This window comes from Bacillus mobilis (assembly GCF_001884045.1).
Taxonomy (GTDB): Bacteria; Bacillota; Bacilli; order Bacillales; family Bacillaceae_G; genus Bacillus_A; species Bacillus_A mobilis.
Genome location: NZ_MACF01000005.1, coordinates 1 through 26,666, shown reverse-complemented (window position 1 = coordinate 26,666; position 26,666 = coordinate 1). Strand labels below are relative to the sequence as shown.

Here is a 26,666-nt window from a genome sequence, read left to right as displayed (position 1 = left end):
TAGCATCTAAAAATAAAAATTGACGTTTCACGTTGTTTGTTTCGTTCAGTTTTCAAAGAACTTGTCTGCCGCTTCAGAAGCGACTTCATCATATTAACATCTTCATTTTTCGATGTCAACTATGTTTTAAAATTTCTTTTTTGTCGTTTTCTGCGTTTCCGCATCAGCGACGTTTATTAATATACCATCATGGTTTTTAAATAACAAGTGTTTTTTATAAAAAAACAAAAAAAATATCCAACCTACTTTCTTCTATATAGGAACACCTCATCCCCTCTACAGAAAACAGCCATTTAAAATTGTATACCGATACACTCTAATTGACCCAACCGCATTTTATAAACCTATTCTCTTCTATAATAAAACCCATACCATTTACCTCTCTATAGGCCAACAATATAACAATACAAATCAATCCACACTAAAAAAAGAGATTCAGTACTTCCCTCTCCAATCAGTATGTTCACTTTCTATAATAAAGCGAACATGCTGATTTTTGATTTTGTTCTTCCCGAAGATTATTAACGGATCAGACCGCTCGAATCCAACCAAATTTTAAAGCGAGGGTCTTAGCGTCCAGCGAATAGTGGGATAAACAACAAAATTGTACTAAAAACATTAACTTAAGATTATTGTTAGAATTTTTTTACATTTAATTAATGAAAAATATCCATTTTTTGTTATATAGTAAGAAAGGACGTACTCAACTATAAATAAACCGATGGAGGAATTACTTTATGGATAGGTTAACAAAGTTTTCGTTAAAAAACCGCGCCGCTGTTATCATCATGGTGTTTCTCATTTCCATACTCGGCGTTTATTCCGGTTCCAAATTACCTATGGAATTTTTACCAAGCATCGATAATCCTGCAGTCACTGTCACAACCTTATCTCCAGGACTTGACGCTGAAGCAATGACGAAAGAAATAACAGATCCTCTTGAAAAACAATTTCGCAATTTAGAACATATCGATAGCATCACCTCTTCTACACACGAGGGATTATCACGCATTGATATCGCGTATACATCCAAAGCAAATATGAAGGATGCAGCACGCGAGGTCGAAAAAGCCATTAATACAATTAGACTACCTAAAGATGCAACAAAACCCGTAGTGAGCCAATTAAATACTTCTATGATTCCACTCGCTCAAATTGCAATCCAGAAACAAAATGGATTTTCAAAAGCAGATGAAAAACAAATCGAAAAAGAAATCGTACCACAACTCGAAAGCATTGATGGCGTTGCTAACGTTATGTTTTTCGGAAAATCAACTTCTGAATTATCTATCGTACTAGACCCAAATCAATTAAAAGATAAAAACGTAACAACAGAACAAGTATTAAAAGTTTTACAAGGAAAAGAAACTTCCACTCCAGCTGGAGCCGTTACCGTTAATAAAGAAGAATATAACCTTCGCGTCATTGGGGATATCAAAAATGTAGATGCTATTAAAAACATTACCGTTGCACCTCAAGTAAAATTGCAAGATGTTGCTCAAATTGAACTGAAACAACACTACGATACAATCTCACATATAAACGGAGAAGAAGGCACTGGATTAATCATCATGAAAGAGCCAAGCAAAAATGCGGTTGCAATCGGAAAAGAAATCGATAAAAAAATCAAAGATATAAGTAAACAATATAAAGATCAGTTTTCCATTAAACTTTTAGCCTCAACTCATGAACAAGTTGAAAACGCTGTTACTAGCATGGGAAAAGAAGTAATTCTTGGAGCAATTGCTGCAACTCTAATTATCTTAATCTTTTTGCGTAACTTCCGAACGACACTCATCGCTGTTGTCAGTATTCCATTATCTATTTTATTAACTCTCTTTTTACTACACCAATCTAACATCACACTTAACATCCTAACTCTTGGTGGTTTAGCAGTTGCCGTTGGACGTCTCGTCGATGATAGCATCGTTGTCATTGAGAATATTTTCCGTCGTTTACAAAAAGAATCTTTCTCTAAAGATATTATTCTCGACGCAACGAAAGAGGTCGCCGTTGCAATTACTTCTTCTACTTTAACAACAGTCGCTGTTTTCTTACCTATCGGACTCGTATCCGGAGTAATCGGAAAATTAATGTTACCTATGGTATTAGCAGTTGTATATTCTATATTATCTTCCTTAATCGTCGCACTAACAGTTGTTCCACTTATGGCTTTTTTACTACTCAAAAAAACAAAGCACAGAAAGCCAAGTTCTTCACCACGATATGTCGCTACATTAAAGTGGGCTCTTTCGCATAAATTCATTATTCTACTTACTTCTTTTTTATTATTCGCAGGATCGATTGCAGCCTATGTATTACTACCGAAAGCGAATATAAAATCTGAAGACGACACAATGTTATCTATTAACATGACTTTCCCAGCTGATTACGCTCCTGAAACGCAAAAACAAAAAGCTTTCGATTTCGAAAAGAAATTACTTTCTAACTCGGATGTAACGGATGTTATTTTACGAATGGGATCTAGCGCAGAAGATGCACAATGGGGGCAAACGACCAAAAATAATCTCGCAAGTATATTAGTAGTCTTCAAGAAAGGCTCTAATATTGATCAATATATTAAAGAGTTAAAAAAAGAAAATAAAACCTTTGAACCCGCTGAACTAGATTATATAAAAATGAGTTATTCAAGCTCTGGCGGCGGCAACAATTTGCAATTTAACGTAACAGCTACTAACGAAACGAATTTAAAAGAGGCTGCTACTCTCGTCGAAACAAAACTAAAAGATATGGATACTCTTTCTAAAGTAAAAACGAATTTAGAAGACTCTAAGAAAGAATGGCAAATCCATATTGATCAAACAAAGGCCGAACAACTAGGATTAACACCAGAATTAGCAGCTCAACAAGTGGCATTCCTTATGAAGAAATCACCTATTGGTGAAGTTTCAATCAATAATGAAAAAACAACTATTATGATAGAACTCAAAAAAGAAAACATTACTAAACGAGAAGACATTTTAAACACAAACATATTATCACCTATTAATGGACCAATTCCTTTAAAAGACATTGCAACGATTTCAGAAAAGCAACTTCAAACAGAAATTTTCCATAAAGACGGAAAAGAAACGATTCAAATTACTGCCGAGGCCTCAAATGAAGATTTAAGTAAAGTAAGCGCAGAAGTAAACGAAACGATAGCTAAACTAGACTTACCTAACGGCGCAAAAGTAACTATTGCAGGCGCAACTGAATCTATGCAAGAAAACTTCACAGATTTATTCAAAATTATGGGGATTGCAATCGGGATTGTATATTTAATTATGGTTATCACCTTCGGACAGGCGCGCGCTCCTTTTGCAATTCTATTCTCCTTGCCATTAGCTGCTGTTGGCGGTATTTTAGGATTAATCATTTCAGGAACACCCGTTGATATAAATTCCTTAATCGGCGCATTAATGTTAATCGGGATTGTAGTTACAAACGCTATTGTATTAATAGAAAGAGTGCAACAAAATCGAGAACACGGGATGGAAACAAGAGATGCCTTATTAGAAGCGGGATCCACCAGATTACGTCCAATTATTATGACAGCTATAACGACGATCGTCGCGATGCTTCCTCTCCTATTTGGTCAATCGCAAGCAGGAAGCATGGTATCAAAAAGTTTGGCAGTCGTTGTTATCGGTGGTTTAGCGGTCTCAACCGTTCTTACATTAGTAGTCGTTCCAGTTATGTATGAATTATTAGATAAAATCGGGAGAAAAAGACGCTCTCGTAGAAAAATAAGCACTTCCACAGAAACACCTGATATTTAAAAGAAAAGGCGTTATCTTCATTCATGAAGATAACGCCTTTTCTTTACCTACTCATATAATCCATCATTTCTTGAGCATACCGCTCTAAAGGTTCACCAGAATCTATAATAAGATATTCGCTATTTAAAGGTCTTTTACTACCATCTAACCATTTTTTAAAAGCTACTTCCGAATCCACTCTTCCAATCTGACCGACCATACGCTTACGTGTTTGTAGCCTATTATTAATCTCTTCCATATCATTAAGGTAACATTCGATATATTTATATTTTACACCATGTTTATTAGACAGCTTCATTCCTTTTTCAATCATTCCTTCATATAAAGTGAAACTTTAATCAGTGGGGGTTTTGTTCATCCCCCACTGATTATTAGTTGAACCAATCGGGCTTTTACGGGCAGTTGATCCCCCACCTAACTTCTTTGCTTTCGCTGAATTTTGAGGCGGGGGTCTTACTGCCCGTTAAATGCGGGATAGACATGGGCTATCCAATATCACACTATGCCCTTGTTCTAAATAAGAATCAATCAATACCCATTCAATATCGTATGATACACCTCCAACAATCGTCGATTCAATCCCTTTCATTTCTAATGATTGTAACAATGCCGATTTCAAAACATCATGATCTACAATTACAGCACCTGTTAACTTCGCTATATACTTAGAAACTGTGGATTTTCCCGCCCCTGGAAAACCTGACATTTGCAGAAAAAACAAATTAACTTCCCCTCTCATCCGCACTATTTATCTATATAATCAATTACAAATTCAACAATCATTACATCCATTCCTTCTATATTAAGATACAAAAGAACCCCCTACGTATAAATAGAGAGTTCTCTTTATCATTTATGCTGCTTTTATCTTCTTCGTCGTTTTACTTTTTCTTTTCGTTCCTGTAAAACGTTTGTGCAATATAGATGCTACCAAGCGTGAAATAACATTGAATAGCAACACCATAATAATTAGTACAGCTGCAGATTTTGTCGCAATCAACTTCGCATCCGGAATAACACCTTCAGAATTTAACTTCCAAATGTGAACCGCTAACGTTTCAGCTGGTCTAAATGGATTTAAAGGATGCGCAGGACTTGAGAAGTCCGCTGCTGAATTTAAAATCGGTGATGTTAAACCCGCTGTGTAAATCAGTGCGGCCGCTTCCCCAAATATACGCCCCGCCGCTAAAATAATACCTGTAATAATTTGCGGTAATGACGACGGAATAATAATACGAGCAATCGTTTGCCACTTCGTTGCACCTAATCCAAGACTTGCCTCTTTTACATTATGAGGAACTTCTGAAATTGCATTTTCACAAACACGCGTTAAACCTGGTAAGTTTAAAATAGTTAAAGCAAGAGCACCACCCATTACTGTGTATCCCCAGCCTGTCATTGTAACGAACACTAACAAACCGAATAAACCAACAACAATAGAAGGTAAAGACGCCATTGTTTCAATACATAAACGAACAAAATTTAAAAAACGCCCTTGTTTTGCGTACTCCGCTAAATATATTCCAGCACCTAAACCAAGAGGAATAGATATAACAAGCGTTATAACAAGCATGTAGAAGGAATTGAATAACTGCGGACCAATCCCACCACCAGCTCTTGTATTACTTGGTTCTCCAAACAAGAAATTAGGATCCCAAAATCCCCATCCCTTTTGCAAAATTTCAAACACTAAGAATACTAGCAGAGCTACAACTAAAGCTGCAACTGCGTAAAAGATACCTGTCCAAATTTTATTTACCGTTCTTGCGTTCATTATTATCGCTCACCTCTTTGCCCAATCGCTCGAATTACTAAAATAAACAGGAATGAAATAACAAGTAAAATCATCGCTAAAGTCCATAACGCATTGTTCCAAGCAGTTCCGTTCAATGTATTTGTCATGTCCATTGTCAAAATACCAGTTAACGTTGCTGTCGGACTATATATTCCTTCTGGTAATTTAATTGTGTTCCCGATTACCATTTGAACCGCTAATGCTTCACCAAAAGCACGCGCTAAACCTAAAACAACACCTGTTAAAATTCCTTTTTTCGCAGCAGGAACAATCACTCGGCTAACCGCTTGCCATTTCGTTGACCCTAGACCGTAAGAAGCTTCTAAATAATCAAATGGAACAGAGCGTATTGCATCAGAAGCGATACTAGCAATAGTAGGTAAAATCATAATACTTAATACAACAATACCTGCAATTAAACTAAAGCCCACTCCCCCGAACGAATCACGTAATAGCGGCACTAAAATCGTAACCCCTAATAATCCGTATACAACCGAAGGAATACCAACTAATAATTCTAAAACGGGCTTCAATACTTTATTTCCAAACTTCGGCGAAATTAAATTCATGAATATAGCAAGAGCTATAGCAATTGGTGCACTAATAATAACCGCACCTAACGAAACTACTGTTGAACCTACAATGAAAATCAAAGCCCCGAAGGTTCCTTCGTCAGCATTTGGATTCCACTTTGTCGATGTTAACATCTCAGTAAATGAGATACCACTTTGTGTAAAAGATTGAATACCTTTACCGCAAATAAACGCAATAATAGCTAATGTAATTAAAACAATAAAAATACCACAAAACGTAACAAGCGATCTTCCTATATACTCACTTTTTACGTAATTAATTTGTTTTTTCCCCTTCATCACAGGTCAGACCCCACTTCATAGATTGAAATGAACAGGACTGGCCTTGCAGCCAGCCCCATAAAATTTTATTACTTATTTAATTTAGACATTGGAATGTAACCCATATCTTCTACTTGCTTTTCAAAGTCTTTACCTTTTACATAGTCAATGTAAGCTTTCGTTGCTTCTTTCGCTTCACCTTTTGTTACCATGTACTCGTAAGACCAGAATGGATATTTACCAGACGAAATGTTTTCAACTTTCGGTTCAGAACCATCAATTTTCACTGTTTGTAGTGCACCTTTTTTATCGCCAACCATGTAAGACATTGCTAAATAACTTACTGACCCTGGCGTAGAATTGATCGCTTGCTCTACTGCACCGTTAGAATCTTGTGTTGTACCAGTTCCATCATTAATTTTCGCGTCTTTCATAACTGTCTTTTCAAATGTAGCACGTGTACCAGATGAAGCCGGACGGTTAATTACGTTGATTTTTTCATCTTTCCCGCCTACCTCTTTCCAGTTTGTTACTTTTCCAGTGAAGATATCTTGTACTTGTTGTACTGTTAAGTTATCAACTTTTACATCTTTATTTACGACAAGTGCGAATGCAATACCCGCAACCTTGTTATCTACTAATTCTTTTGCTTTTTCAGCATCTTTTATTTTATCTCCTGATGGAACATCTGAATTACCAATTTGTACTGCACCCGACGCTACTTGGTTAATCCCAGTTCCACTACCGCCACCTTGAACTTGAATAGAAACTTTTGAATTTTTCTCCATGAATTTCTTTCCAGCTTCCTCCGCAAGAGGTAGAAGAGCTGTAGAACCAGCTGCTGCAATCGTACCTGATAATTCTTGTTTTGTATTATCGCTTCCTTTAGCAGTTTCTTTACTAGCTGTATCATCTGCTTTCCCACATCCAACTAACGCTCCTGCCACCACTAAAGCCGCTAAAGAAAATTTAATACCTTTTTTCATAACCATGTCTTGTACCCCCATTTGGATTATCGCTTTTCGAATTCATTTTCTTTCGAACACAAATTCATTGTAGGACAACAATATTATGTGAGTGTTAAGCAATTTTTAATTTTAAGTAAATGACGATAATAATCTTTAAAAGCTAGGAATCCCAACATTTATAGTTAAAGAACCCAACAAAATCCACACTAATTAAGCAGTAATGTAAATTTATTCTTAACAATGTAAATTCAATGTAAATGTTTTTTGCTCTTTTCCCCTTTTAGTTAAAAATATATTTACAAACCCATTATATTTTTTAACTTTTACACGCTTACTTCATTTACATTCAACAGAATTTCAGTAATATTTTTTAGTACAACTAAATAAATTGGAACAATTCTAAAAATAAATGAATATTTTTAAAGTACCAATTGACAGCATCATCCAATGTAGTCTACTATATTACTAACAAAAAGTTTACCTAAGGAAACTTTTTAAACTCAAACTAACAATATAGAGATGAGGTAACTTTTATGGTATCGGCTAATACAAAACCACTTTCCGAATTTAAAACAGGAGAGTTTGTACAAATTGAGAAGATACAATTAGAAGGAACTATGAAACGACGTTTATTAGATTTAGGATTTATCCCGGGGGCAACGATTAAAGTATTACAGCGCAGTCCACTTGGAGATCCGGTCGCTTATCAAGTAAGCAATACAACTATTGCACTACGCAAGGAAGAAAGTTCCCTTATTTTCGGGGTATTAATAGGAGATGATTTCAGATGAGCAAACATCGCATTGCTTTAGCTGGCAACCCGAACACCGGGAAAAGTACATTATTTAATACTTTAACAGGCTTAAAACAACATACTGGAAACTGGACGGGAAAAACTGTTTTAAAAGCTGAAGGGGAATACGAACATAACGGAAATAAATATACATTAATAGATTTACCTGGAACTTACTCACTATATTCCAATTCTGCGGATGAAGAAGTAGCAAGAGATTATATTATATTTGAAAAACCAGAAGTAACTGTCGTTGTTATAGATGCAACTGCAATGGAAAGAAATTTAAATTTAGCACTACAAGTGATGGAAATGACAAGCAACGTAGTCATTTGTATTAATTTAATTGATGAAGCGGAGAAAAAAGGCATCGTTATTGATGAAAAGAAATTAGCAAAATCGCTCGGTGTACCTGTAGTTAAGATTTCTGCTCGTAACCGAGTAGGTATTGGGCATTTGCTAAGTGTTATCGCTAAAGTAGCAAATAAAAAACTAATTCCGACACCAATTAAGGTTTCTTACAGTGAAAAAATCGAAAGTATGATTCAAGAATTAGAACCACAAATTTATAAAGTGTTCGGTGATACGTATCCAGCACGTTGGATTGCGTTACGTATATTAGATGGAGATAAAAATTTCTTAACTACACTTCAAAAACACCATAATGAACCACTTGTAAGGGAGGTCGTAATGAATGGAATCTCACTCAGCCAGTAAGGCTCTTCCATTAGACTATATTATTCAACATGCACAAGCACTCTCAAAAGAAGATATACGAGATGATATTGTCGGAGATATTTATCGAACATCTGCAAGCATATGTAAAGAGTCTGTTCAATATACAAATACTGATAAATTATATCGTTCTGAAAAACTAGATAAAATTTTCACATCTCCCATCTGGGGATTCCCAATTATGCTCGGTATTTTATCTATTATTTTTTATCTTACAATTGCAGGCGCTAACGTACCGTCTGATATGATTGCTGAATTCTTCGGATGGGCCGAAGGATATTTAACATCTTGGTTCCAGGCAGCACATGCACCTGAATGGTTACATGGCATTTTAATACTTGGCTTATTCCGTGGTATCGGTGCTGTTATTAGCGTTATGTTACCACCTATGGCAATCTTTTTCCCTATGTTCGCACTATTAGAAAACTACGGATACTTACCACGTGTTGCATTTAATATGGACCGCTTATTCAAACGCTCCGGTGCACATGGCAAACAATCTTTAACAATGGCAATGGGCTTCGGTTGTAATGCAGCCGCTATTATGTCAACACGTATTATTGAATCACCACGTGAACGTATGCTTGCAATCTTAACAAACAACTTCGTTCCTTGTAACGGTCGCTGGCCTATGTTAATTTTAATGGCTTCATTATTTATGGCTGCTGGTTATACAGGTAGCATGCAAACATTAGTTACTGCCGGCGTTGTAGTTGGGATGGTTGTAATTGGTGTTATTATGACATTAACTGTTTCTTGGGTACTATCAAAAACAGCTTTAAAAGGCGTGCCAACTCACTACACTCTTGAGTTACCACCGTACCGTAAGCCAAAAGTTTGGAACACAATTGTACGTGCAACACTCGATAAATCTATTTATGTTTTAAAACGAGCTGTCGTTGTAGCTGCCCCTGCGGCTGCATTAACTTGGTTACTTGCTAACATTTTCATCGGTGACACAAGCTTACTTATGTATTTTGTAAACTTCCTAGATCCATTTGCTAAAACGTTAGGACTTGACGGTTTTATTCTAGCTGCGTTCATTCTTGGACTACCAGCTAATGAAATTGTTATCCCGATTTTATTAATGTCTTATTTATCAACTGGAGCTTTAACTGAAATAGATGATTTTAATCAAATTAAAAATCTATTCTTAGAAAATGGTTGGACTTGGTTAACAGCGTTAAACACAATGTTGTTCTCACTTCTTCATTTCCCATGTGGAACAACACTGGTTAACATATATAAAGAAACAAAAAGTGCAAAATGGACATTCTTATCGTTTGCAATCCCTACCGTTATCGCCATTGTTGTGACATTCCTCTCTACACAATTGGTACATTGGTTAGGGCTTGTATAAAAGCGAAGCATACATAGAAGGTATCCCCCTTCACATTTGCTTTGCGCGAAAGAAACCTGAAAATCATTCAGGTTTCTTTTTTTCTTTCCACGGCTGCGCTCCATACGTTGAAATTTTTTTATGAAGAAAGTATATAGCTCCCGGAAGAACCGCCATTAATATCGTGCAACTAATCCCTAGACCAGTAAACAACTTACATCACCTTATTTCACTCTTTTCGGTAAGGCTGAACCTGAATGCTCAATTGTCGGATGAACATGAACAGTAACCTCAGCATTACTAAAGTAATTTTCACCTTGATCCCAATTCTTATCTATCTTCTTCCATTCTTTATAATTATGCCGCTTATATACTTCTCCTAAGGCTAATACATCTACCTTATATTTTTTTTGAACAAGCTTAATCGATTTTTGGATACACTTCTCCATTTCCTCCGCAATTGTTTTCTTCAATCGACTTTCATTCATAATTTGTTTATGATCACTAAAGTGCACCTCCGCTAAAGTGCCTTCAAAAGATAAATGAATATCAAACTTCGGTTTTGTGGCATCTTCTGTAGATACTTTAATCTTTCGATGCATCTTATGAATTTCATATGTAATAAGCTGGTCTTTTTTACGAACAGTAAAGAATCCTCCAATTTTCTTACCTATTATATAATTCATTCCAAATGTTTCTTCTCCAGTCAAACTACCTACACACTTATTATCCTTCCCTCGAAACAACGCTGCCCCGTTCATTTGTACCCCTTGTTTCGTTAGTTCAAGAATAGGTAATACGAAGCTTCTGTTAGCAATCATTTTTTGCTGCACCTCACCAATTCTTGCAGCCTCAACCATTTGAGCATTTTTCGGAGGATGTTCAGCTAACATATCAATATACTGCGCCGGTAAATTTTCAGGCTTCGCACTCTGCTTCAAAATAGCTTCTGCATCTTTCTCAGAAACGAACAAACGAATATTCCGTCTCATCTCATGATCACGAATATATACATCTAACGTATTTTGTAAAACATATGGATTCGCTAATAAATCTTTAGAAAAAATTATCACTTGTATATGAGGAAAGAATAATGAGCGACTAATTTTTTTGGCGATAATTCGTATTTGCTCAAAGACACTATCCGCTTTCGCACTAACATTAATATAATTTTCGCTATCCCCACCACCTTGTCCACCTTGCTGCGCTAACTTACTGGGAAGTACCATCTGATACGTCCCTTTCATAATCGGATTCGATTTCTTTTTTTTCACAATATCATAAGCTGCACCTACTACAAACCCTCTTTCTTCTATTTCTTCTAGCTCAGAGCATCCACACATCGATCCGGCTAACACTATGAGCATTATAATTTTAAGAAGGTGTTTCATTTCTACCATTCCTTCTTTTTATTTTATATACAATAAAAACTAACAAAGGTGCTAACACGACAAAGCCCATATCTATCCAAGCTAAATACGTTCCGTAATTTGATAAAGTATTTAAATTACCAGGGATCATATTCAACATAAAAATCATAGGAGCACTTACGAAAATAAAGATATGTTTCTTAACCTTCGGAAACATGGCACAAAACAATAAAGATGCAACGTCATAATACATTGCTGTCGTGTTATAAATCGTAATAATCCAAGTCGTAAAGAAAATCGCATCGAATCTTTCTAAAAATCCCCCACCAATTTCAATCTCTTTCCCTAATTCAATCGTTGGATATGTTAATCCCCGGGTTGTCATATATGTAAAAACACTAATACAAGTTAAATAAATTAAAATGTAAGACAACACGTTTACCATCACGGCTTTTGCCACTGCCATCGGAGCCTTTTTTGCCGTCTCATTTAACATCACTGCATAAAATAAAGCTACCTCAAATCCAATAAACGTAAAAATAGAATTTTTAACTCCAACAGCATATTGACTGATGCCCGTTTGAAAAGCAGGTAGTAAATTATCTACTTCCATTAAGTTCACATTCAATAAAGACAGCAGTACGATCGCAATTAAAACGATAGGTAAGAATAATACATTTAACCTTAATAAAGCAGCTCTAGATCCAGCAATTCCATAAATAACAACTAACAAAAAAAAGAAAGATAACAATTGTATTGGTGTATCACTAAACAAATACGTTTGTGAAATAATTGCAATTTTCCGGGCCTCATATGCTGTCAATGCAACGAATGTTAACACTAAGATGATACTAATCGTGTATGAAACAGGCTTCGTCAAGTGCTCACTCGTATATTGAACAAAATTTTGTTTTGGGAATAAAATAGCTACCCGAGTCACAAACCAACCTAAACACGCACATATCAATCCGCCAAGAAGTAAAATAATCCAACCATCTGAAAATAAAGTTTGCATAGCGATATCTCGTGGCATAGATAGTGCACCTATACCAATAATTGTTGACGATACCGCAAAACCCAGCTCCCGAGATCCAATTTCTTCATCGCCATACTCAAATGGTTTCAATTATTCTCCCTCCTTTGGACGTATTGTAGAATCTTTCGTTTGTAAATACTCTGGTCTATCTTTTAACATCGACTTCGGCATGCGAATAATTTCTTCTTTCCAATCTTTATAAAATGCAGGAGCAATAGGCGTTGTATACGGGACACCAACACTCTTTAAATTCGTAATATGAACTGCAAGTGCGATAAGCGCTAAAATAATTCCATACAAACCAAAAGCAGTCGCTGCTAAAACAAATACGAAAAGTAAAATGCGAAACGTAATCGTAATGCTATATACAGGGAGAGAAAAGGTAGCAATAGCTGTAACCGCAATAATGATAACTAAAAACGGATTTACAATTCCTGCGTTCACCGCTGCTTCTCCAATTACAAGCCCACCTACAATCCCAATTGTTTGCCCCATCGGTTTTGGCAACCTAATTCCCGCTTCTCGTATTAACTCCATCGTTAATGCCATCATTAATGTTTCTATATAGGCAGGAAATGGCACACCTTCCCTCGCCCCAGCAATTGAATACGCCAGTTTAGAAGGAATAAGTCCTTGGTGGTATGAGACGAGCGCTACATACATCGCCGGCATTAAAACTGCAACTATACCAGAACCCATCCGCAAAATTCTTAATAAAGTTCCAATTACCCAACGCTCATAGTGATCTTCCACAGATTGAAAAATATCAACAAATACTAGCGGGGCTATAAGAGCAAATGGTGAGCCATCCACCAAAATAGCTGCCTTTCCTTTCGCTAATGAGGCCACAATATTATCAGGCCTTTCCGTATTCAAAAACTGTGGAAACGGTGACAAATTATTATCTTGAATTAATTGCTCAATCGTACCCGTCTCAAAAACGACATCTGTCACGATTGATTGAAGACGCCGATCTAGCTCTTTTACAATGTAAGGATTAATAATGTCTTCTATATATATTAAAGTCACTTCTTTTTGGGATCTCTTCCCCATAATATAAGATTGAAATCTCAATTTCGGATCACGTAAACTACGGCGAATTAACATTTTATTCACGTTAATATCTTCATTTAATCCAACTCTCGGTCCACGTATTAAATCTTCTGTTACCGGCGGTTCTAAACTTCTTTTTTCCCAAGCTCTACTATTAACCACGATAGCAGTTTGAATATTATCAATTAATATAACCGTATCTCCTGCTAAAATCGCATTTATAATATCCGGAAACGTTGTCTTCTTACCAACTTCCGCAATAGAAATAAAACGATCCAATAATGTTTGAACAACAGCTTCTTCTTTATGCACTTCTTCATATTGAAGTGTACGAACTACATATTTATAAACATTATCCTTATCAGTTAACCCACATAAAAAAATAACAGCACAGCGTGTAAAACTACCAGCAAGGGCAACTTCCCTAATTGTTAAATCATTAGGCGAACCTAACTCATCCCTAATTTCTTTCATAACTTCAAATAAGTTACCTTTTAACTCTAACAATTCCCCCACCTAACTTCCTTTTCAACAAGTTTTTAGTTAGATTCCGCTAATAGAAGAAAATATATACAAAAAAGAGCTATCTCTTTTCAAAGATAGCTCTAACACACGGATTACTTTTCTACTATTATATTGTCTGTCTTTATAGACACATTTTTCGTGAACCCACTAACGATAAACATCACAATCATATTCATTAACAATGCAACTATACCTACATTTAAATCTTTTATATATTGAGGGAAACTTGGAAACATCGTAGCTATAGTTGAGCCAGATAAAGTAATATATGCGACCACTAACAACCCAATCCCCATTCCTGCAATTGCCCCTTGCTTCGTAATAACTTGCCGCGGAAACAAACTACATACAAGTGCAGGGAAAAGTTGTGTCACTATACTATATCCCATTAAAAGTAGTGCTCCTATTGTTTCTCCACCTTTAAAAGTGAACAAAACAGCTACAAGAGTTACTACAGGAACAAATAACTTCGCCACTTTAGCAACTTGTCTATCTGAAGCTGATGGGACCATTGTTCGGTAAATGTTTTTTGCTAATAATGTAGAAGCAGCCATGACAAGCATAGAACCCGGAACTAATGCGGTTAAAACTCCAGCACTACCAATAATCCCAATAAACCACGGATCAAAAGTTTGAAGAGCCAGACGGAATAACGAAAGGTCTACATCCCCTCCCTTTAATCCAGGAACTTGCAAGATAGCTGCAAAACCTGCAAAGAATACGAAAAGTAATACTAAAGAATACAGTGGCATAATTGCCGCATTTTTACGAAATACTTTTTCATTTTTTGCAGAGAAAGCAGAAGCGAATGTATGGGGCCACATATAGAAACCGAGAGCTGTTAATACAATAGTAGAAACAAACCAAGAAATACTCATTCCTTCATCAGGTAAAGATAAAAATCCAGGTTTCGCTGCTTCTACAGCTTCAAACATCGGCTGAAACCCTCCGTAATAATGGTACGGTAAATATATACCTAAAAACATAACGATAAACAAGATCATAATATCCTTCAAAGCGGCCGTCCAAGCAGAGCCGTGTATACCTGAAACCATTACATATATCGTTATGACAATTGCACCAATCCAAACTGCAATAACCGGTGATACCCTTCCGTAAGATGCTTCCGAAACGATAATCCCCAACCCTTTCAACTGTAAAACAAGGTAGGGAATTATCGAAATAACCCCAATGATAGAAACGATAATGCCAAGTGTCTGACTCTTATATTTCTTCACAAAAAAATCTGGCTGTGAAACAAGATTATGCTCTTTCGCATACTTCCAAACCGGCGGCAATAAAAAGTAAGATAAAATATAAGCTAATGCACCATAACCTAAAATATAGAAAGTAGGCGCTCCTTTACTATACGCCCATCCACTTCCGCCTAGAAATGTGAAAGTCGTATAAATTTCACCTGCCATCAGAAGAAAAACAAAAATAGTGCCAAACCCCCTTCCACCAACTGACCATTGCTCTAAATTCATATCTTTTCCATGTTGTGCCCGAATTCCTAAAAATAGTGCGAGAAACAAAAATAATATAATGATAAGTAATGCGGTCATTTCACATCCCCCTTATTAGCAGGATCAAATACGTACACAAGTCCCATACAAAGAGACGTAATGAGCACCGATAATAATACCCAAAATAATAAAAATGGCATCCCTAATACGTAAGGAGTAACTGAATTAGCAAATACCGGTCCAACAACTAAACAAAAAACTGGAATAAGCGCTAATACGTGTATTTTCTTCATCTCATTCTCCTTTACTTATAAAATTCATAATGGAGGATACAAAGACTTCCACTCCAACCGGTAATGCATCTTCATCAATAGTAAAACGAGGGTGATGGTGAGGATATATAATTCCTTTCTCTTTATTTCCTGCTCCGATAAAAAAGAATGTCCCTGGCGCCTTTTGTAAAAACGCTGAAAAATCTTCCCCAGCCATCGTCGGCTGTAAACGAGTAACGTGTTCCCTTCCATAAAGCTGTAATGCTGTTTGTTCAATAACCTCTGTAACTTCATAATCATTTACTACCGGTCGATATCCATATTCATAAGAAAATGTATATTTCGCCCCGTAAGCTTCCGTCAAATGCTTCACAATCCGTTCAATCCTTTTCTCTGTTACTTCTCGCAACTCATGTCTTAAACTCCGCACTGTCCCTTCAATCTCCGCTTGTTCTGGAATTACATTATGGGTTGTCCCAGCATGAAATTGCGTAACAGATACTACAAGAGAATCTAACGGATCTGTAAGGCGAGATACAATTTGCTGAAGTTGCGCAACAACTTGTGTACCGATTGCAATACTATCCACTGTTTCATGAGGGATTCCAGCATGTCCACCTTTTCCTTCTATCGTAATTTTAAAAACATCTGGGGCAGCCATTGCAGGACCATAAATTACACCTATTTTACCAACCTCTAACGCCGCCCAAAGGTGAGCACCAATAATATAATCCACACCTTCCATTACACCCGCTGCAACCATTTCCTCTGCACCGCCAGGAAAGTTTTCTTCTGCATGTTGGAAGAGAAAACGAACCTCCCCTTTAACCTTCTCTCTTTCCTCTACTAACTTATGTACAACCCCAAGTAATATCGCTATATGTCCATCATGGCCACATGCATGCATCACACCTGGATATGTAGAAATAAAATCAAACTCATTTTCTTCGTGAATAGGAAGAGCATCCATGTCAGCACGAACCGCGATAGTTTTACCAGATTGTTTACCAATTAACCTTGCCATTACACTATATTTAGTAGGTCTTGACACTTCTAAATGCGGAATTTCCCGAAGTATATCGAATACAAACTGTGATGTTTTTTCTTCTTGAAAAGATAACTCTGGATACTTATGAAAATGCCTTCTCCACTCAATCAACTGATTCTTTAATAAAACAAGTTCCTTTGCCACATCCATTTCTCTTCATCCCTTCTTCACTAAGTTAAATGTTATTATAACGTGAATTGTTAACTTTTAAAAGAATGTTCTGAATTTTCTATCACTAACACTTAAAAATAAAAAGCCATCAAAAAGATGACTTTTTCATTATTATAAAATAGTGATTGCTTGTTTCCCCATTTGCTCCCAAGCTCTCTCAAACTCTGCTCGCGGAACAGCCAAACGCGGATTATTTTTCAGAGGATCATTTACATACACAAAGTTTTGATCATATCCAATTACTACTACACTATGCTCAAAATATGTAATTTTCACTTCGCCAGAGCTTGTATTCCATGTTTCAAAACTACTCTCAGCTAGTGGTTTAAACGTTGTATTAATAATGACCCATACTGGCGACCCAGAACTAACTACTTTATACATATCTTGCACGTCTCTACCTGTTAAATTAACTACTTTTCCAGGAATATATTTTTCTGCTAAATTAAAAATAGGTTGATTATATACACCATATCCTGGTTCTGCCTTCGTATAAATATTTCCAACGAACCCCTCATAAGGATTTCCACGTAAACCATTTTGCTCAAACGGAACACGATGAATCTCGCTAGCAAGTTGCATCTTATCTACTTGTATACCTTTGTATTGCAGCAACATAGCCAAACTTGTAACTTCACATCCACGAGGTAATTCTGGTAACTGTTTTATAAACGGAACATTTTCAATCATCGTCGCTTCTTTCATTTCAGATAGAAACTCTAAACGGAACACTTGCGCCTTTTGCATAATTTTATCTTTCCCTATAAAAAACGCGGCAGCAAATATAATTCCAAAAACAAAAAGATATTTTAACTTTTTCATTTTAAACAAAACTCCATTAATTATTATTTTACAGACATACCTCCTATCATTGTACCTTTCTTCTTACTAGTTTGCTAGAAAGATTCTGTGAATTATTGTTCACACTTCTATCGTTATAAAATTCTAATTATTTTTAATAAAGAGAAAAAACAATATACTTTTCTGAATATTTTTGCTAAAATCTAAATAGTTAACATAGTGAAGATATCACCTTGTTAATAAAAACATTCTTAGAGTATTTAGTCATAGTTCACATTTTTACATACTCCATTCATTTCATAATAAATAAACCGAGTATGTGTCACATCCCCCACTAATGATTAAAAACTCGGAATGAAAATCAATTCATACATACAAGAAAATAACGAGGTGAGGGGCATATGAATCAACAAGTAGAACAAACAGATTTAAAACGAACAATGAAAAGTAGACACCTATTTATGATTGCACTTGGTGGCGTTATCGGAACTGGCCTATTTATGGGATCAGGTCAAATCGTTCATAACGCCGGTCCTGGTGGGGCTATTCTTGCATTTTTAGTCGGTGGATTTGTTATGTATTTAACGATGTTATGTCTTGGTGAATTATCAGTTGCTATGCCAGAAGCAGGTTCATTCCAAAGCTATGCAAGCAAATTTATTTCACCTGGTTTTGGATTTGTTGTCGGTTGGATGTATTGGTTAAATTGGGCTGTTACAGTTGGGGTAGAGTTAACAACTGTAAGTATTTTAATGAAACGTTGGTTTCCAGACGTTTCTTCGTGGATTTGGTGTGTTACATTTGCAGCAGCACTCTTTCTTGTAAACGCATTATCAGCAAAGGCATATGCAGAAGCAGAATTTTGGTTCGCAAGTGTAAAAGTCGCAACCATTGTTGTTTTCATCGTACTTGGTGGTGCAGTTATGTTCGGTCTACTAGACTTTAACGGAAAACCAGCGCCAATGCTTCACAATTTCACTGAAAATGGCGGATTATTTCCAAACGGTGCATTAGCTGTTCTTCTTACGATGATTACAGTAAATTACTCCTTCCAAGGAACAGAGTTAATCGGCATTGCTTCAGGAGAAAGTGAAAACCCTGAAAAAACAATTCCAAAAGCGATTAAAAATACCATTTGGCGAACTCTCTTCTTCTTCGTCCTAGCAATATCAGTTGTTGTAGGTTTACTCCCATGGCAAGAAGCTAATCTAGTCGAAAGTCCATTTGTACTTGTATTTGATGTAGCTGGTGTTCCATATGCAGCTGACATTATGAACTTTGTTATTATTACAGCAGTATTATCCGTAGCCAATTCTGGCCTATACGCAAATTCTCGTATGCTTTGGGCCATGGCAAAACAAGGAATGGCAAGCCCAGCTTTTACGAAGTTAACGAAAAAAGGTGTGCCACTAAACGCATTAATTTTCAGTCTAATCTTTGCAAGTTTGTCTCTATTAACAAGTATATTTGCGGCAGATACTGTATTTTTAGTTTTAACATCTATTGCAGCTATGGCCGCTGTCGTAGTTTGGATGTCAATCGCAGCGTCACAGTTTTTCTTCCGTAGAAACTTCTTAAAAAACGGCGGAGACATTAACGATTTAAAATATCGCACACCGCTTTATCCAATCGTTCCAATCGTAGCATTCTCACTCAATTTCATTACATTTGTTAGTTTAGCTTTCATCCCAGATCAGAGAATTGCTCTTTATTGCGGTATTCCATTTATGATTATTTGTTACATTTTATACCATTTAAAATATAAAAAAGTTGTCACATTTGAACAACAAATAAATCTAAAAAAAGAAGTAAACTAAATATATTAAATATTCAGCTATCTTTCTTATGATAAGATAGTTTTTTTCTATTTCTTGGGTATCTTGGTATAACTTTATTTATCTTAAAATTTCCACAATCACGTTTTTCACTGGAAAATGGTTTACAATGTTATCAAGTTACAAATGATATTCACCTTAAAAAGTGTGCATTTGTGTCTATTTTTTAACAATATCGCAAAAACTATTGCCATCTATAAATTAATAGGTTTATATTGTTTTATTGGCATAGTTTCAATCCAAGGAGAAAGGAGATTTTCAATCGTGCAACTAAAGAAAACGTTTTGGAAGCTGGCTTCGCTTCTTCCGTTATCATTACTTCTGTTCCTCGGTGGCTGTGATAAGAAACTCGCAGTATTAAATCCGCAAGGACCTGTTGCAAAAGCACAGTATGATTTAATTGTTTGGTCATTCTTGCTTATGTCATTAATTATCGCAATTGTATTCATCTTGTTTACAGTCATCTTGATTCGTTATCGTGAAAAACCAGAGAATATGGACTATGAGCCACCTGATCAGCACGGTAACACATTATTAGAAATTATTTGGACACTTGTTCCTGTTATTATCGTTATCGCATTATCGATTCCAACAGTAAAAGCAACTTATGCTTCGGAAGAGGTTCCGGAAGAGTCCAAACATATTAAACCAGTTGAGATTTATGTTACATCTGCAAACTGGAAATGGTTATTCAGTTATCCAGAGGAAAAAATTGAAACCGTTAACTATTTAAATATCCCTGCTGGTGTACCAATTCAATTCAAACTGACTTCTGTTGGTCCAATGAATGCTTTCTGGGTACCAGAACTTGGTGGTATGAAGTACACAATGGATGGCATGATTATGGATCTTTATTTACAAGCTGATAAGCCAGGTTCTTACCTAGGCCGTAGCGCGAACTTCTCTGGTGAAGGATTCACTCACATGGAATTCGAAGTTGAAGCAAAAACTAAAGAGAAGTATGACAAGTGGGTAAAAGAAGTACAACAAACTGCTCCTAAACTAACAGAAGATAAGTACAACGAAATTGTTAAACCTGGTGTAGTTGGTCGTATGACATTCTCTAGTCATCACTTAAGTTATGTAGATCCAAAATCACTTGAATATTGTGATTACAACTACTACAAAAACAAAAAATAATAGCTATTATTCCAACAGATTGGAGTGAACACAGTGAAGCTTGATGAATTCTTTGTCACAGGTGACCCGATTATTTACGGTGCAGACGCTTCTATCGTTCTTGTGACATTAGCAATCATTTTCGTACTAACAAAGTATAAAAAATGGAAATGGCTTTGGGACGAATGGTTAACAACTGTTGACCATAAAAAGATTGGGGCCATGTATATTATTTCTGCGGTTATCATGTTATTCCGTGGTGGTATGGACGGTTTAATGATCCGTGCACAGTTAACATTCCCAGAAACAACTTATTTAAATGCTGAACACTATAACGGAATCTTCACAACACACGGTACAGTTATGATTCTTTTCATGGCGATGCCATTCGTTATGGGATTAATGAACCTTGTAGTACCATTACAAATTGGTGCTCGTGACGTTGCATATCCGTTCTTAAATGCTTTAAGTTTCTGGTTATTCTTTGTCGGAGCAATGTTATTCAACATCGCTTTCGTAATCGGTGGTTCTCCAGACGCTGGGTGGACTTCTTACTTCCCAATGGCAGGTACAGAGTTTACTTCTGGTGTAGGAAATAACTACTACGCAATTGCATTACAGATTTCAGGTCTCGGTACGCTAATGACCGGTATTAACTTCCTAGTTACTATCCTAAAAATGCGTACACCTGGTATGACTTTAATGAGAATGCCAATGTTTACTTGGTCAATCTTAATTACAACAGTCATCATTATTTTCGCTTTCCCAGTATTAACAGTTGCTCTTGCATTAATGACATTTGACCGTCTATTCGATGCTCACTTCTTTACGATGGCGAGTGGCGGTATGCCAATGTTATGGGCCAACCTATTCTGGGTATGGGGTCACCCTGAAGTATATATCGTTATTTTACCGGCATTCGGTATTTTCTCTGAAATCATTAGTACATTCTCACGTAAACGTCTATTCGGTTACAGTGCGATGGTATACTCAATGGTTGCAATTTCTTTACTAAGTTTCGTCGTATGGCTTCACCACTTCTTCACGATGGGTGCTGGTCCAGCGGTTAACTCATTCTTCTCGATTTCGACAATGGCGATTTCGATTCCAACCGGGGTTAAGATCTTTAACTGGTTGTTTACACTGTATAAAGGACGTATTCGTTTTACAGTTCCAATGCTTTGGTCATTGGCATTTATTCCAAACTTCGTAGTCGGTGGGGTTACAGGGGTTATGCTTGGAATGGCAGCAGCTGATTATCAGTACCATAACAGTTACTTCCTAATCGCTCACTTCCACTACGTATTAATCGCAGGTACAGTATTCGCTATGCTTGCTGGATTCACATTCTGGTATCCAAAAATGACTGGTCATATGTTAAATGAGCGCCTAGGTAAATGGACATTCTGGATCTTTATGAGCGGATTCAACATCTGTTTCTTCCCAATGTACTTCTTAGGTTTAGACGGTATGACTCGTCGTATGTACACTTACTCTGAAAGTCTTGGATGGGGATGGCTAAACCAAATCGCATCTGTTGGTGCGGTAATGATGGGTATCGGCTTCCTAATTCTTTGCTACAACGTAATTTGGAGTGCACGTCACGGTGAACGTGACACAACTGGAGATCCATGGGATGGCCGTACACTTGAATGGGCTACTCAATCTCCTGTACAACATTACAACTTCGCGAAACTTCCTGAAATTAAAGAAGCTGATGCTTTCTGGTTCATGAAAAAACGCGGAGAAACAGTTACACCAGCAGCAGAAGATATCAAACCAATTCACATGCCAAGTAACTCTGGTGTGCCTATTATTGCGTCTGGATTCTTCGGTCTTGCAGGTTTCGCATTAGTATTTAGCTGGTTCTGGCTTGCAGCAATCGGTGGTATTGGTATTTTAGCTTGCTTAATCTATCGTTCATTCGATTATGATGATGGCTACTACGTAAGCGTTGATGAAATTAAAGAAACAGAACATATAGCATGAGAGGTGAAATGATATGGCGGCTTTAGATAAAAGCTTACCTTTGGAATATCAATCCGAGCAAAGCAGATTGAACATCCTAGGATTCTGGATTTTTCTTGGGGCTGAAATTATGCTGTTCGCAACACTTTTCGCCTCTTATCTAGTACTTGCTGGTCGTACGGCAGATGGCCCAACTCCAGCGCAACTGTTTGAACTTAAAACGCTTTTAATTCAAACATTACTACTTTTAACAAGTAGTTTTACATGCGGTATCGTAATTCACGAAATGCGTAAGAACAACCAAAAAGCAATGCTTGGATGGTTCATCCTTACATTACTTTTAGGTGCAGGTTTCCTATTCTTTGAAATTGAAGAATTCATTTTGTACATTGGTGAAGGCGCAACAATTCAAACAAGTGCTTTCCTATCTGCATTCTTCGTTCTTCTTGGAACACATGGTGCCCACGTAACAGGTGGTATCATTTGGGCAATTTGTGTTATTATCCAAATTTTAAAACGAGGTTTAACACCAGTTACAGCTCGTAAAGTATTTATTATCAGCTTATACTGGCATTTCCTTGATCTTGTTTGGGTATTTATTTACACACTAGTTTACTTGAACGGGATGGTGGCGTAAATGAGTCAAAATAACAACCAAGCAAACGGACATGCGCATAGCGGATTCCCATGGTCACACGTTTTCGGATTTATTTTATCGCTTGCATTAACGTTCCTAGCTTTATACGTGGCACTTTACACAAACTTGCCACTTTCAACGATCTTAACATCCATTATCGCAATGGCTGTTGCGCAAGCGTTGTTACAATTAATTATGTTCATGCATTTAAAAGAAGGCGAAGGAAGAGTTCAAGTCCTTACAATGATATACAGTTTCTTCGTTGCAACTGCAACTGTTGGTTTAACTGTATGGATCTTCTTCTCAATGTAATGTACATGAAAAAGACTGCTGAGATTCCTCAGCAGTCTTTTTTTATCCCCTTCCCTATTACATCCACATTACGGAATTAACAACAGAATCATGAAAAATATACTTATTATGACAAATGTTAAGAAAACTCTTTCTTTATGAAATCGAATCCATTTGCGTTGCTTTTCTACCTATTATATGGCTAAATAGGTACTATATTTATTTGAAGGGAGAGAACGCAATGGAACATCATACTTCTGTTCTGTCACTTATGGTTGTCGTTGCAATCGCGTTTTTCGTTCCCCTTTTGTTACAACGCTTTAAATTAAAAGCACTTCCTGTCGTTGTTGCAGAAATCATCGCAGGAATCTTTGTAGGTAAAAGTGGGTTTAATATTATTGAGCCAGATATGTGGCTTCAAGTCTTATCGACACTAGGATTTATCTTCTTAATGTTCTTAAGCGGTTTAGAAATTGATTTTTCTATCTTTAAACAAAAAGGGAAAAAGAATACGACAAACGAACCAAACACATTCCAGGCAGCAAGCATTATCTTCTTATTTATTTTCATCTTATCTTATGCCCTATCATTACTATTCGTATGGCTAGGATTCGTGGATAATGCAATGTTTATGACTTTAATTATTTCAACTATTTCTTTAGGTGTTGTTGTACCAACATTAAAAGAAAACAACTTAGGGAAAACGGCAATCGGACAAATCATTTTATTAGTCGCTGTTATTGCAGATTTAGTTACAATGATTTTACTCGCTGTATTCGTCGGATTAAATTCCGAAAGCGGCCAAAGCATGTGGCTCCTTCTTCTTCTATTCGGCGCTGGTATTGTTATTTACTTCGTTGCAAAACGCTTTAAAAACATTCCATACTTAGATAGCTTAAAAGCTGGCAGTGTACAAATTGATACACGAGCTGTTTTTGCACTCATCTTAATATTAGTTGGGTTATCTGAATCTGTTGGAGCTGAAAATATTTTAGGTGCCTTCTTAGCAGGGGTACTCGTATCGTTATTATCACCAAATGAAGATATGGTTGAAAAACTGGATTCCATCGGATATGGTTTCTTCATTCCTATTTTCTTCGTGATGGTTGGTGTAAACTTAGAGGTTTGGTCTATTTTTAAAGAACCTTCTAGTATGCTAATGATCCCAATTTTAATTGTGGGACTCTTTATTTCAAAGCTGTTACCATCACTCGTCTTACGAAAATGGTATCCACGTAATATCGTATTAGGAAGTGCCATCTTATTAACATCGACACTTTCTTTAGTTATTGCAGCTGCACAAATTGGTGAAAAACTAGGAATCATCAGTCCAAGTTTATCTGCTTCCCTTATTTTAAGCGCAGTTATTACTTGTATTTTTGCACCTATATTATTTAAAAAAATGTTCCCAAAAGTAGAAACACCAAAACCAAAAGTTTCTATTATTGGCGCAAGCAGAATTACCCTTCCGTTATCACTTGATTTAAAACGAGAAGATTATGACGTAACACTTTATATGATGCGTCAAAATAAAATAAATGATGAGGAAGCGAAATCACATGACTTCCCTATCGTAAAATTAGATGACATCACAATCGCATCATTAACTGAACAAACAGCATTTATCGCAGACCGCGTTGTTGTTGCAACAAGCGATGATGAGCAAAACTTATTATTAGCAGAACACGCGAAAGAACTAGGTGTTGAACATGTTATTGCAAGCGTAGAAGATCCACTTCTACAAGAAAAAGCAACGCAAGAACATATCGCCGTATTCTCAACAATTAACTCTACACGTATTCTGTTACGTGCACTAATTGATAAACCGAGTCTCGTGCGCTTAATTACAACAGCAAACGAAACTGTTCGTGAAGTTGAACTACGCAGCAATACATATAATGGTGTTGCACTACGTCGCCTTCCGTTTTTAGGCGATGTGCTCGTTATTCAAATTTACCGCGGTAATAAAGCATTAATCCCGCATGGTGATACGAGACTACAACATGGTGATACATTACTTGTCACAGGTTCAAAAGAACATATTGATACGTTGAAAAACATATTAGAATGAACACTCCCCCACTTAGCGAAGCTTGAAGTGGGGGTTTCTAACGTTTCGACCTAACGGACGATTAACGTCAGGGGAGTTAACACATTAGCGAGCTGTTTCACGCCTAACCCCTCTATCCCATTTGTCCATGCATTTGGGATTACTTTTCGTAAAATGTTAGCCGCAGCATTTACATCTGCATTAATTAAAGTTTTATTTGCTGAACGATATATGCCGCGCTTTATTCGTTTTCCTGAAAAAGTTGTATTTTGGTCATTTTCTCCATACGTTGGAATGAAGTCGTTATCCAGAAAACTTGCTTTCGATGTATATGATTCTTCAATTACAACAACTTGAATGCCTACAGCATTTGCTTTGTATGTAATCATTTGAATCAGTAAACTATGTGGGATATGACAAAACGATTGGTTATTTCTTTTTCCCATATGCGTTTCTTGTTTCCAACTTTTGTTTTGACCAATAACGACTTTACAAACTTCTTCTTCTTGAGCTAGTTTTACGATATGGTGACTAACTTTATGGAAGACGTCTTTTATTTTCAAGTAACGTTTTTGATGAAGTTTTTCTATCCTTTTAGAAGTAAAGGGTCCTTCATTCGTTTGTTTTCCATTTCTAAGAATGCTTGTAAAATGACTCTTCATTTTGTTGTAATATTGATTTATGCTTTTGACATGTTTGCCCTTAACAAGGACAGGTTTCATACCTGTGTTTGTTACGATGGTTGCAAGGTTATCAAT

At 36.5% G+C, this 26,666-nt stretch carries 21 protein-coding genes and 2 pseudogenes; 10 read left to right on the top strand and 13 right to left on the bottom strand.

The features are described from left to right. Positions 1-737 precede the first annotated feature (737 nt). Positions 738-3,782: an efflux RND transporter permease subunit gene (locus BAQ44_RS00290; RefSeq protein ID WP_071720157.1), complete on the top strand. Its 3,045-nt coding sequence runs from the start codon at positions 738-740 to the stop codon at positions 3,780-3,782. Positions 3,783-3,825: 43 nt separating this feature from the next. Here the strand turns inward: BAQ44_RS00290 and BAQ44_RS00285 are convergent. From BAQ44_RS00285 to BAQ44_RS00265, 5 genes and pseudogenes are all read right to left on the bottom strand, one after another. Beyond that, a pseudogene (locus BAQ44_RS00285) lies at positions 3,826-4,107 on the bottom strand (AAA family ATPase); the annotation flags it as partial. 153 nt (positions 4,108-4,260) lie between these two features. Next, positions 4,261-4,503, bottom strand: a pseudogene (locus BAQ44_RS00280) (P-loop nucleotide/nucleoside kinase family protein); the annotation flags it as partial. A gap of 132 nt (positions 4,504-4,635) precedes the next feature. After that, positions 4,636-5,556, bottom strand: a complete 921-nt coding sequence (gene pstA / locus BAQ44_RS00275) for a phosphate ABC transporter permease PstA (RefSeq protein ID WP_071720154.1) — start codon at positions 5,554-5,556, stop codon at positions 4,636-4,638. Positions 5,557-5,558: 2 nt separating this feature from the next. Further along, positions 5,559-6,449: a phosphate ABC transporter permease subunit PstC gene (gene pstC, locus BAQ44_RS00270; RefSeq protein ID WP_000676675.1), complete on the bottom strand. Its 891-nt coding sequence runs from the start codon at positions 6,447-6,449 to the stop codon at positions 5,559-5,561. A gap of 71 nt (positions 6,450-6,520) precedes the next feature. Continuing rightward, on the bottom strand, positions 6,521-7,423 hold the full coding sequence (locus BAQ44_RS00265; RefSeq protein WP_000245096.1) for a phosphate ABC transporter substrate-binding protein PstS family protein: 903 nt from the start codon (positions 7,421-7,423) through the stop codon (positions 6,521-6,523). A 509-nt stretch (positions 7,424-7,932) separates the two neighbouring features. Here BAQ44_RS00265 and BAQ44_RS00260 point away from each other — a divergent pair. The 3 genes from BAQ44_RS00260 to BAQ44_RS00250 are packed head-to-tail and all read left to right on the top strand — an operon-like array spanning position 7,933 to position 10,287. Next, the gene (locus BAQ44_RS00260; protein ID WP_000252989.1) at positions 7,933-8,190 is read left to right on the top strand and encodes a FeoA family protein; all 258 of its coding nucleotides are present in this window, start codon (positions 7,933-7,935) and stop codon (positions 8,188-8,190) included. Continuing rightward, the gene (locus BAQ44_RS00255) at positions 8,187-8,909 is read left to right on the top strand and encodes a FeoB small GTPase domain-containing protein (protein ID WP_071720152.1); all 723 of its coding nucleotides are present in this window, start codon (positions 8,187-8,189) and stop codon (positions 8,907-8,909) included. Before BAQ44_RS00260 ends, BAQ44_RS00255 begins: the two co-directional genes overlap by 4 nt. Continuing rightward, positions 8,887-10,287, top strand: a complete 1,401-nt coding sequence (locus BAQ44_RS00250) for a nucleoside recognition domain-containing protein (protein ID WP_063263748.1) — start codon at positions 8,887-8,889, stop codon at positions 10,285-10,287. The genes BAQ44_RS00255 and BAQ44_RS00250 overlap by 23 nt, the downstream gene beginning before the upstream one ends. 203 nt (positions 10,288-10,490) lie before the next feature. Here BAQ44_RS00250 and BAQ44_RS00245 read toward each other — a convergent pair whose 3' ends face one another. From BAQ44_RS00245 to BAQ44_RS00215, 7 genes are all read right to left on the bottom strand, one after another. Beyond that, positions 10,491-11,657, bottom strand: coding sequence for a Ger(x)C family spore germination protein (locus tag BAQ44_RS00245; RefSeq protein WP_071720149.1), 1,167 nt, complete (start codon positions 11,655-11,657; stop codon positions 10,491-10,493). Continuing rightward, complete coding sequence (locus tag BAQ44_RS00240; RefSeq protein WP_063263749.1) at positions 11,641-12,762, bottom strand: endospore germination permease; 1,122 nt, start codon at positions 12,760-12,762, stop codon at positions 11,641-11,643. Before BAQ44_RS00240 ends, BAQ44_RS00245 begins: the two co-directional genes overlap by 17 nt. Continuing rightward, a complete protein-coding gene (gene gerLA / locus BAQ44_RS00235) occupies positions 12,763-14,241 on the bottom strand; it encodes a spore germination protein GerLA (RefSeq protein ID WP_131801840.1) in 1,479 nt (492 codons plus the stop codon). It lies immediately after the preceding gene. Between the two features lie 101 nt (positions 14,242-14,342). Next, positions 14,343-15,815: a sodium:solute symporter family protein gene (locus BAQ44_RS00230; protein WP_071720145.1), complete on the bottom strand. Its 1,473-nt coding sequence runs from the start codon at positions 15,813-15,815 to the stop codon at positions 14,343-14,345. Next, positions 15,812-16,009, bottom strand: coding sequence for a DUF3311 domain-containing protein (locus tag BAQ44_RS00225; RefSeq protein ID WP_000719861.1), 198 nt, complete (start codon positions 16,007-16,009; stop codon positions 15,812-15,814). The genes BAQ44_RS00230 and BAQ44_RS00225 overlap by 4 nt, the downstream gene beginning before the upstream one ends. A 1-nt stretch (position 16,010) precedes the next feature. Further along, entirely contained in the window at positions 16,011-17,186 is a 1,176-nt protein-coding gene (locus tag BAQ44_RS00220; protein WP_071720142.1) for an amidohydrolase, read from the bottom strand. Between the two features lie 132 nt (positions 17,187-17,318). Beyond that, positions 17,319-18,029, bottom strand: a complete 711-nt coding sequence (locus BAQ44_RS00215) for a C39 family peptidase (RefSeq protein WP_063263758.1) — start codon at positions 18,027-18,029, stop codon at positions 17,319-17,321. Positions 18,030-18,409: 380 nt separating this feature from the next. Between BAQ44_RS00215 and BAQ44_RS00210 the strand changes: the two genes are divergently transcribed. From BAQ44_RS00210 to BAQ44_RS00185, 6 genes are all read left to right on the top strand, one after another. Next, positions 18,410-19,825, top strand: a complete 1,416-nt coding sequence (locus BAQ44_RS00210; protein WP_063263753.1) for an amino acid permease — start codon at positions 18,410-18,412, stop codon at positions 19,823-19,825. Between the two features lie 282 nt (positions 19,826-20,107). After that, positions 20,108-20,983 (top strand): cytochrome aa3 quinol oxidase subunit II, encoded by an 876-nt coding sequence (locus BAQ44_RS00205; protein WP_001176180.1) that lies wholly within the window; start codon positions 20,108-20,110, stop codon positions 20,981-20,983. Between the two features lie 33 nt (positions 20,984-21,016). Next, positions 21,017-22,951 carry a cytochrome aa3 quinol oxidase subunit I gene (gene qoxB / locus BAQ44_RS00200; protein ID WP_063263754.1) on the top strand — a complete coding sequence of 645 codons (1,935 nt, stop codon included), beginning with the start codon at positions 21,017-21,019 and terminating at the stop codon, positions 22,949-22,951. A gap of 13 nt (positions 22,952-22,964) precedes the next feature. Next, positions 22,965-23,567: a cytochrome aa3 quinol oxidase subunit III gene (gene qoxC / locus BAQ44_RS00195; RefSeq protein WP_063263755.1), complete on the top strand. Its 603-nt coding sequence runs from the start codon at positions 22,965-22,967 to the stop codon at positions 23,565-23,567. Beyond that, positions 23,568-23,879, top strand: coding sequence for a cytochrome aa3 quinol oxidase subunit IV (gene qoxD / locus BAQ44_RS00190; protein WP_063263756.1), 312 nt, complete (start codon positions 23,568-23,570; stop codon positions 23,877-23,879). Between the two features lie 220 nt (positions 23,880-24,099). Further along, positions 24,100-25,929: a monovalent cation:proton antiporter family protein gene (locus tag BAQ44_RS00185; RefSeq protein ID WP_071720139.1), complete on the top strand. Its 1,830-nt coding sequence runs from the start codon at positions 24,100-24,102 to the stop codon at positions 25,927-25,929. A 50-nt stretch (positions 25,930-25,979) separates the two neighbouring features. On the opposite strand, the gene BAQ44_RS00180 is transcribed toward BAQ44_RS00185, so the two are convergent. After that, positions 25,980-26,666 (bottom strand): RNA-guided endonuclease InsQ/TnpB family protein (locus BAQ44_RS00180; RefSeq protein WP_131801839.1); only part of this gene is annotated, 687 nt, incomplete at its 5' end.

Coding starts and splice junctions, on each gene's coding strand:
- BAQ44_RS00290 (WP_071720157.1), top strand. CDS start 738: ATGGATAGGTTAACAAAGTTTTCGTTAAAAAACCGCGCCGCTGTTATC.
- pstA (WP_071720154.1), bottom strand. CDS start 5,556: ATGAACGCAAGAACGGTAAATAAAATTTGGACAGGTATCTTTTACGCA.
- pstC (WP_000676675.1), bottom strand. CDS start 6,449: ATGAAGGGGAAAAAACAAATTAATTACGTAAAAAGTGAGTATATAGGA.
- BAQ44_RS00265 (WP_000245096.1), bottom strand. CDS start 7,423: ATGGTTATGAAAAAAGGTATTAAATTTTCTTTAGCGGCTTTAGTGGTG.
- BAQ44_RS00260 (WP_000252989.1), top strand. CDS start 7,933: ATGGTATCGGCTAATACAAAACCACTTTCCGAATTTAAAACAGGAGAG.
- BAQ44_RS00255 (WP_071720152.1), top strand. CDS start 8,187: ATGAGCAAACATCGCATTGCTTTAGCTGGCAACCCGAACACCGGGAAA.
- BAQ44_RS00250 (WP_063263748.1), top strand. CDS start 8,887: ATGGAATCTCACTCAGCCAGTAAGGCTCTTCCATTAGACTATATTATT.
- BAQ44_RS00245 (WP_071720149.1), bottom strand. CDS start 11,657: ATGAAACACCTTCTTAAAATTATAATGCTCATAGTGTTAGCCGGATCG.
- BAQ44_RS00230 (WP_071720145.1), bottom strand. CDS start 15,815: ATGACCGCATTACTTATCATTATATTATTTTTGTTTCTCGCACTATTT.
- BAQ44_RS00225 (WP_000719861.1), bottom strand. CDS start 16,009: ATGAAGAAAATACACGTATTAGCGCTTATTCCAGTTTTTTGTTTAGTT.
- BAQ44_RS00220 (WP_071720142.1), bottom strand. CDS start 17,186: ATGGATGTGGCAAAGGAACTTGTTTTATTAAAGAATCAGTTGATTGAG.
- BAQ44_RS00215 (WP_063263758.1), bottom strand. CDS start 18,029: ATGAAAAAGTTAAAATATCTTTTTGTTTTTGGAATTATATTTGCTGCC.
- BAQ44_RS00210 (WP_063263753.1), top strand. CDS start 18,410: ATGAATCAACAAGTAGAACAAACAGATTTAAAACGAACAATGAAAAGT.
- qoxC (WP_063263755.1), top strand. CDS start 22,965: ATGGCGGCTTTAGATAAAAGCTTACCTTTGGAATATCAATCCGAGCAA.
- qoxD (WP_063263756.1), top strand. CDS start 23,568: ATGAGTCAAAATAACAACCAAGCAAACGGACATGCGCATAGCGGATTC.
- BAQ44_RS00185 (WP_071720139.1), top strand. CDS start 24,100: ATGGAACATCATACTTCTGTTCTGTCACTTATGGTTGTCGTTGCAATC.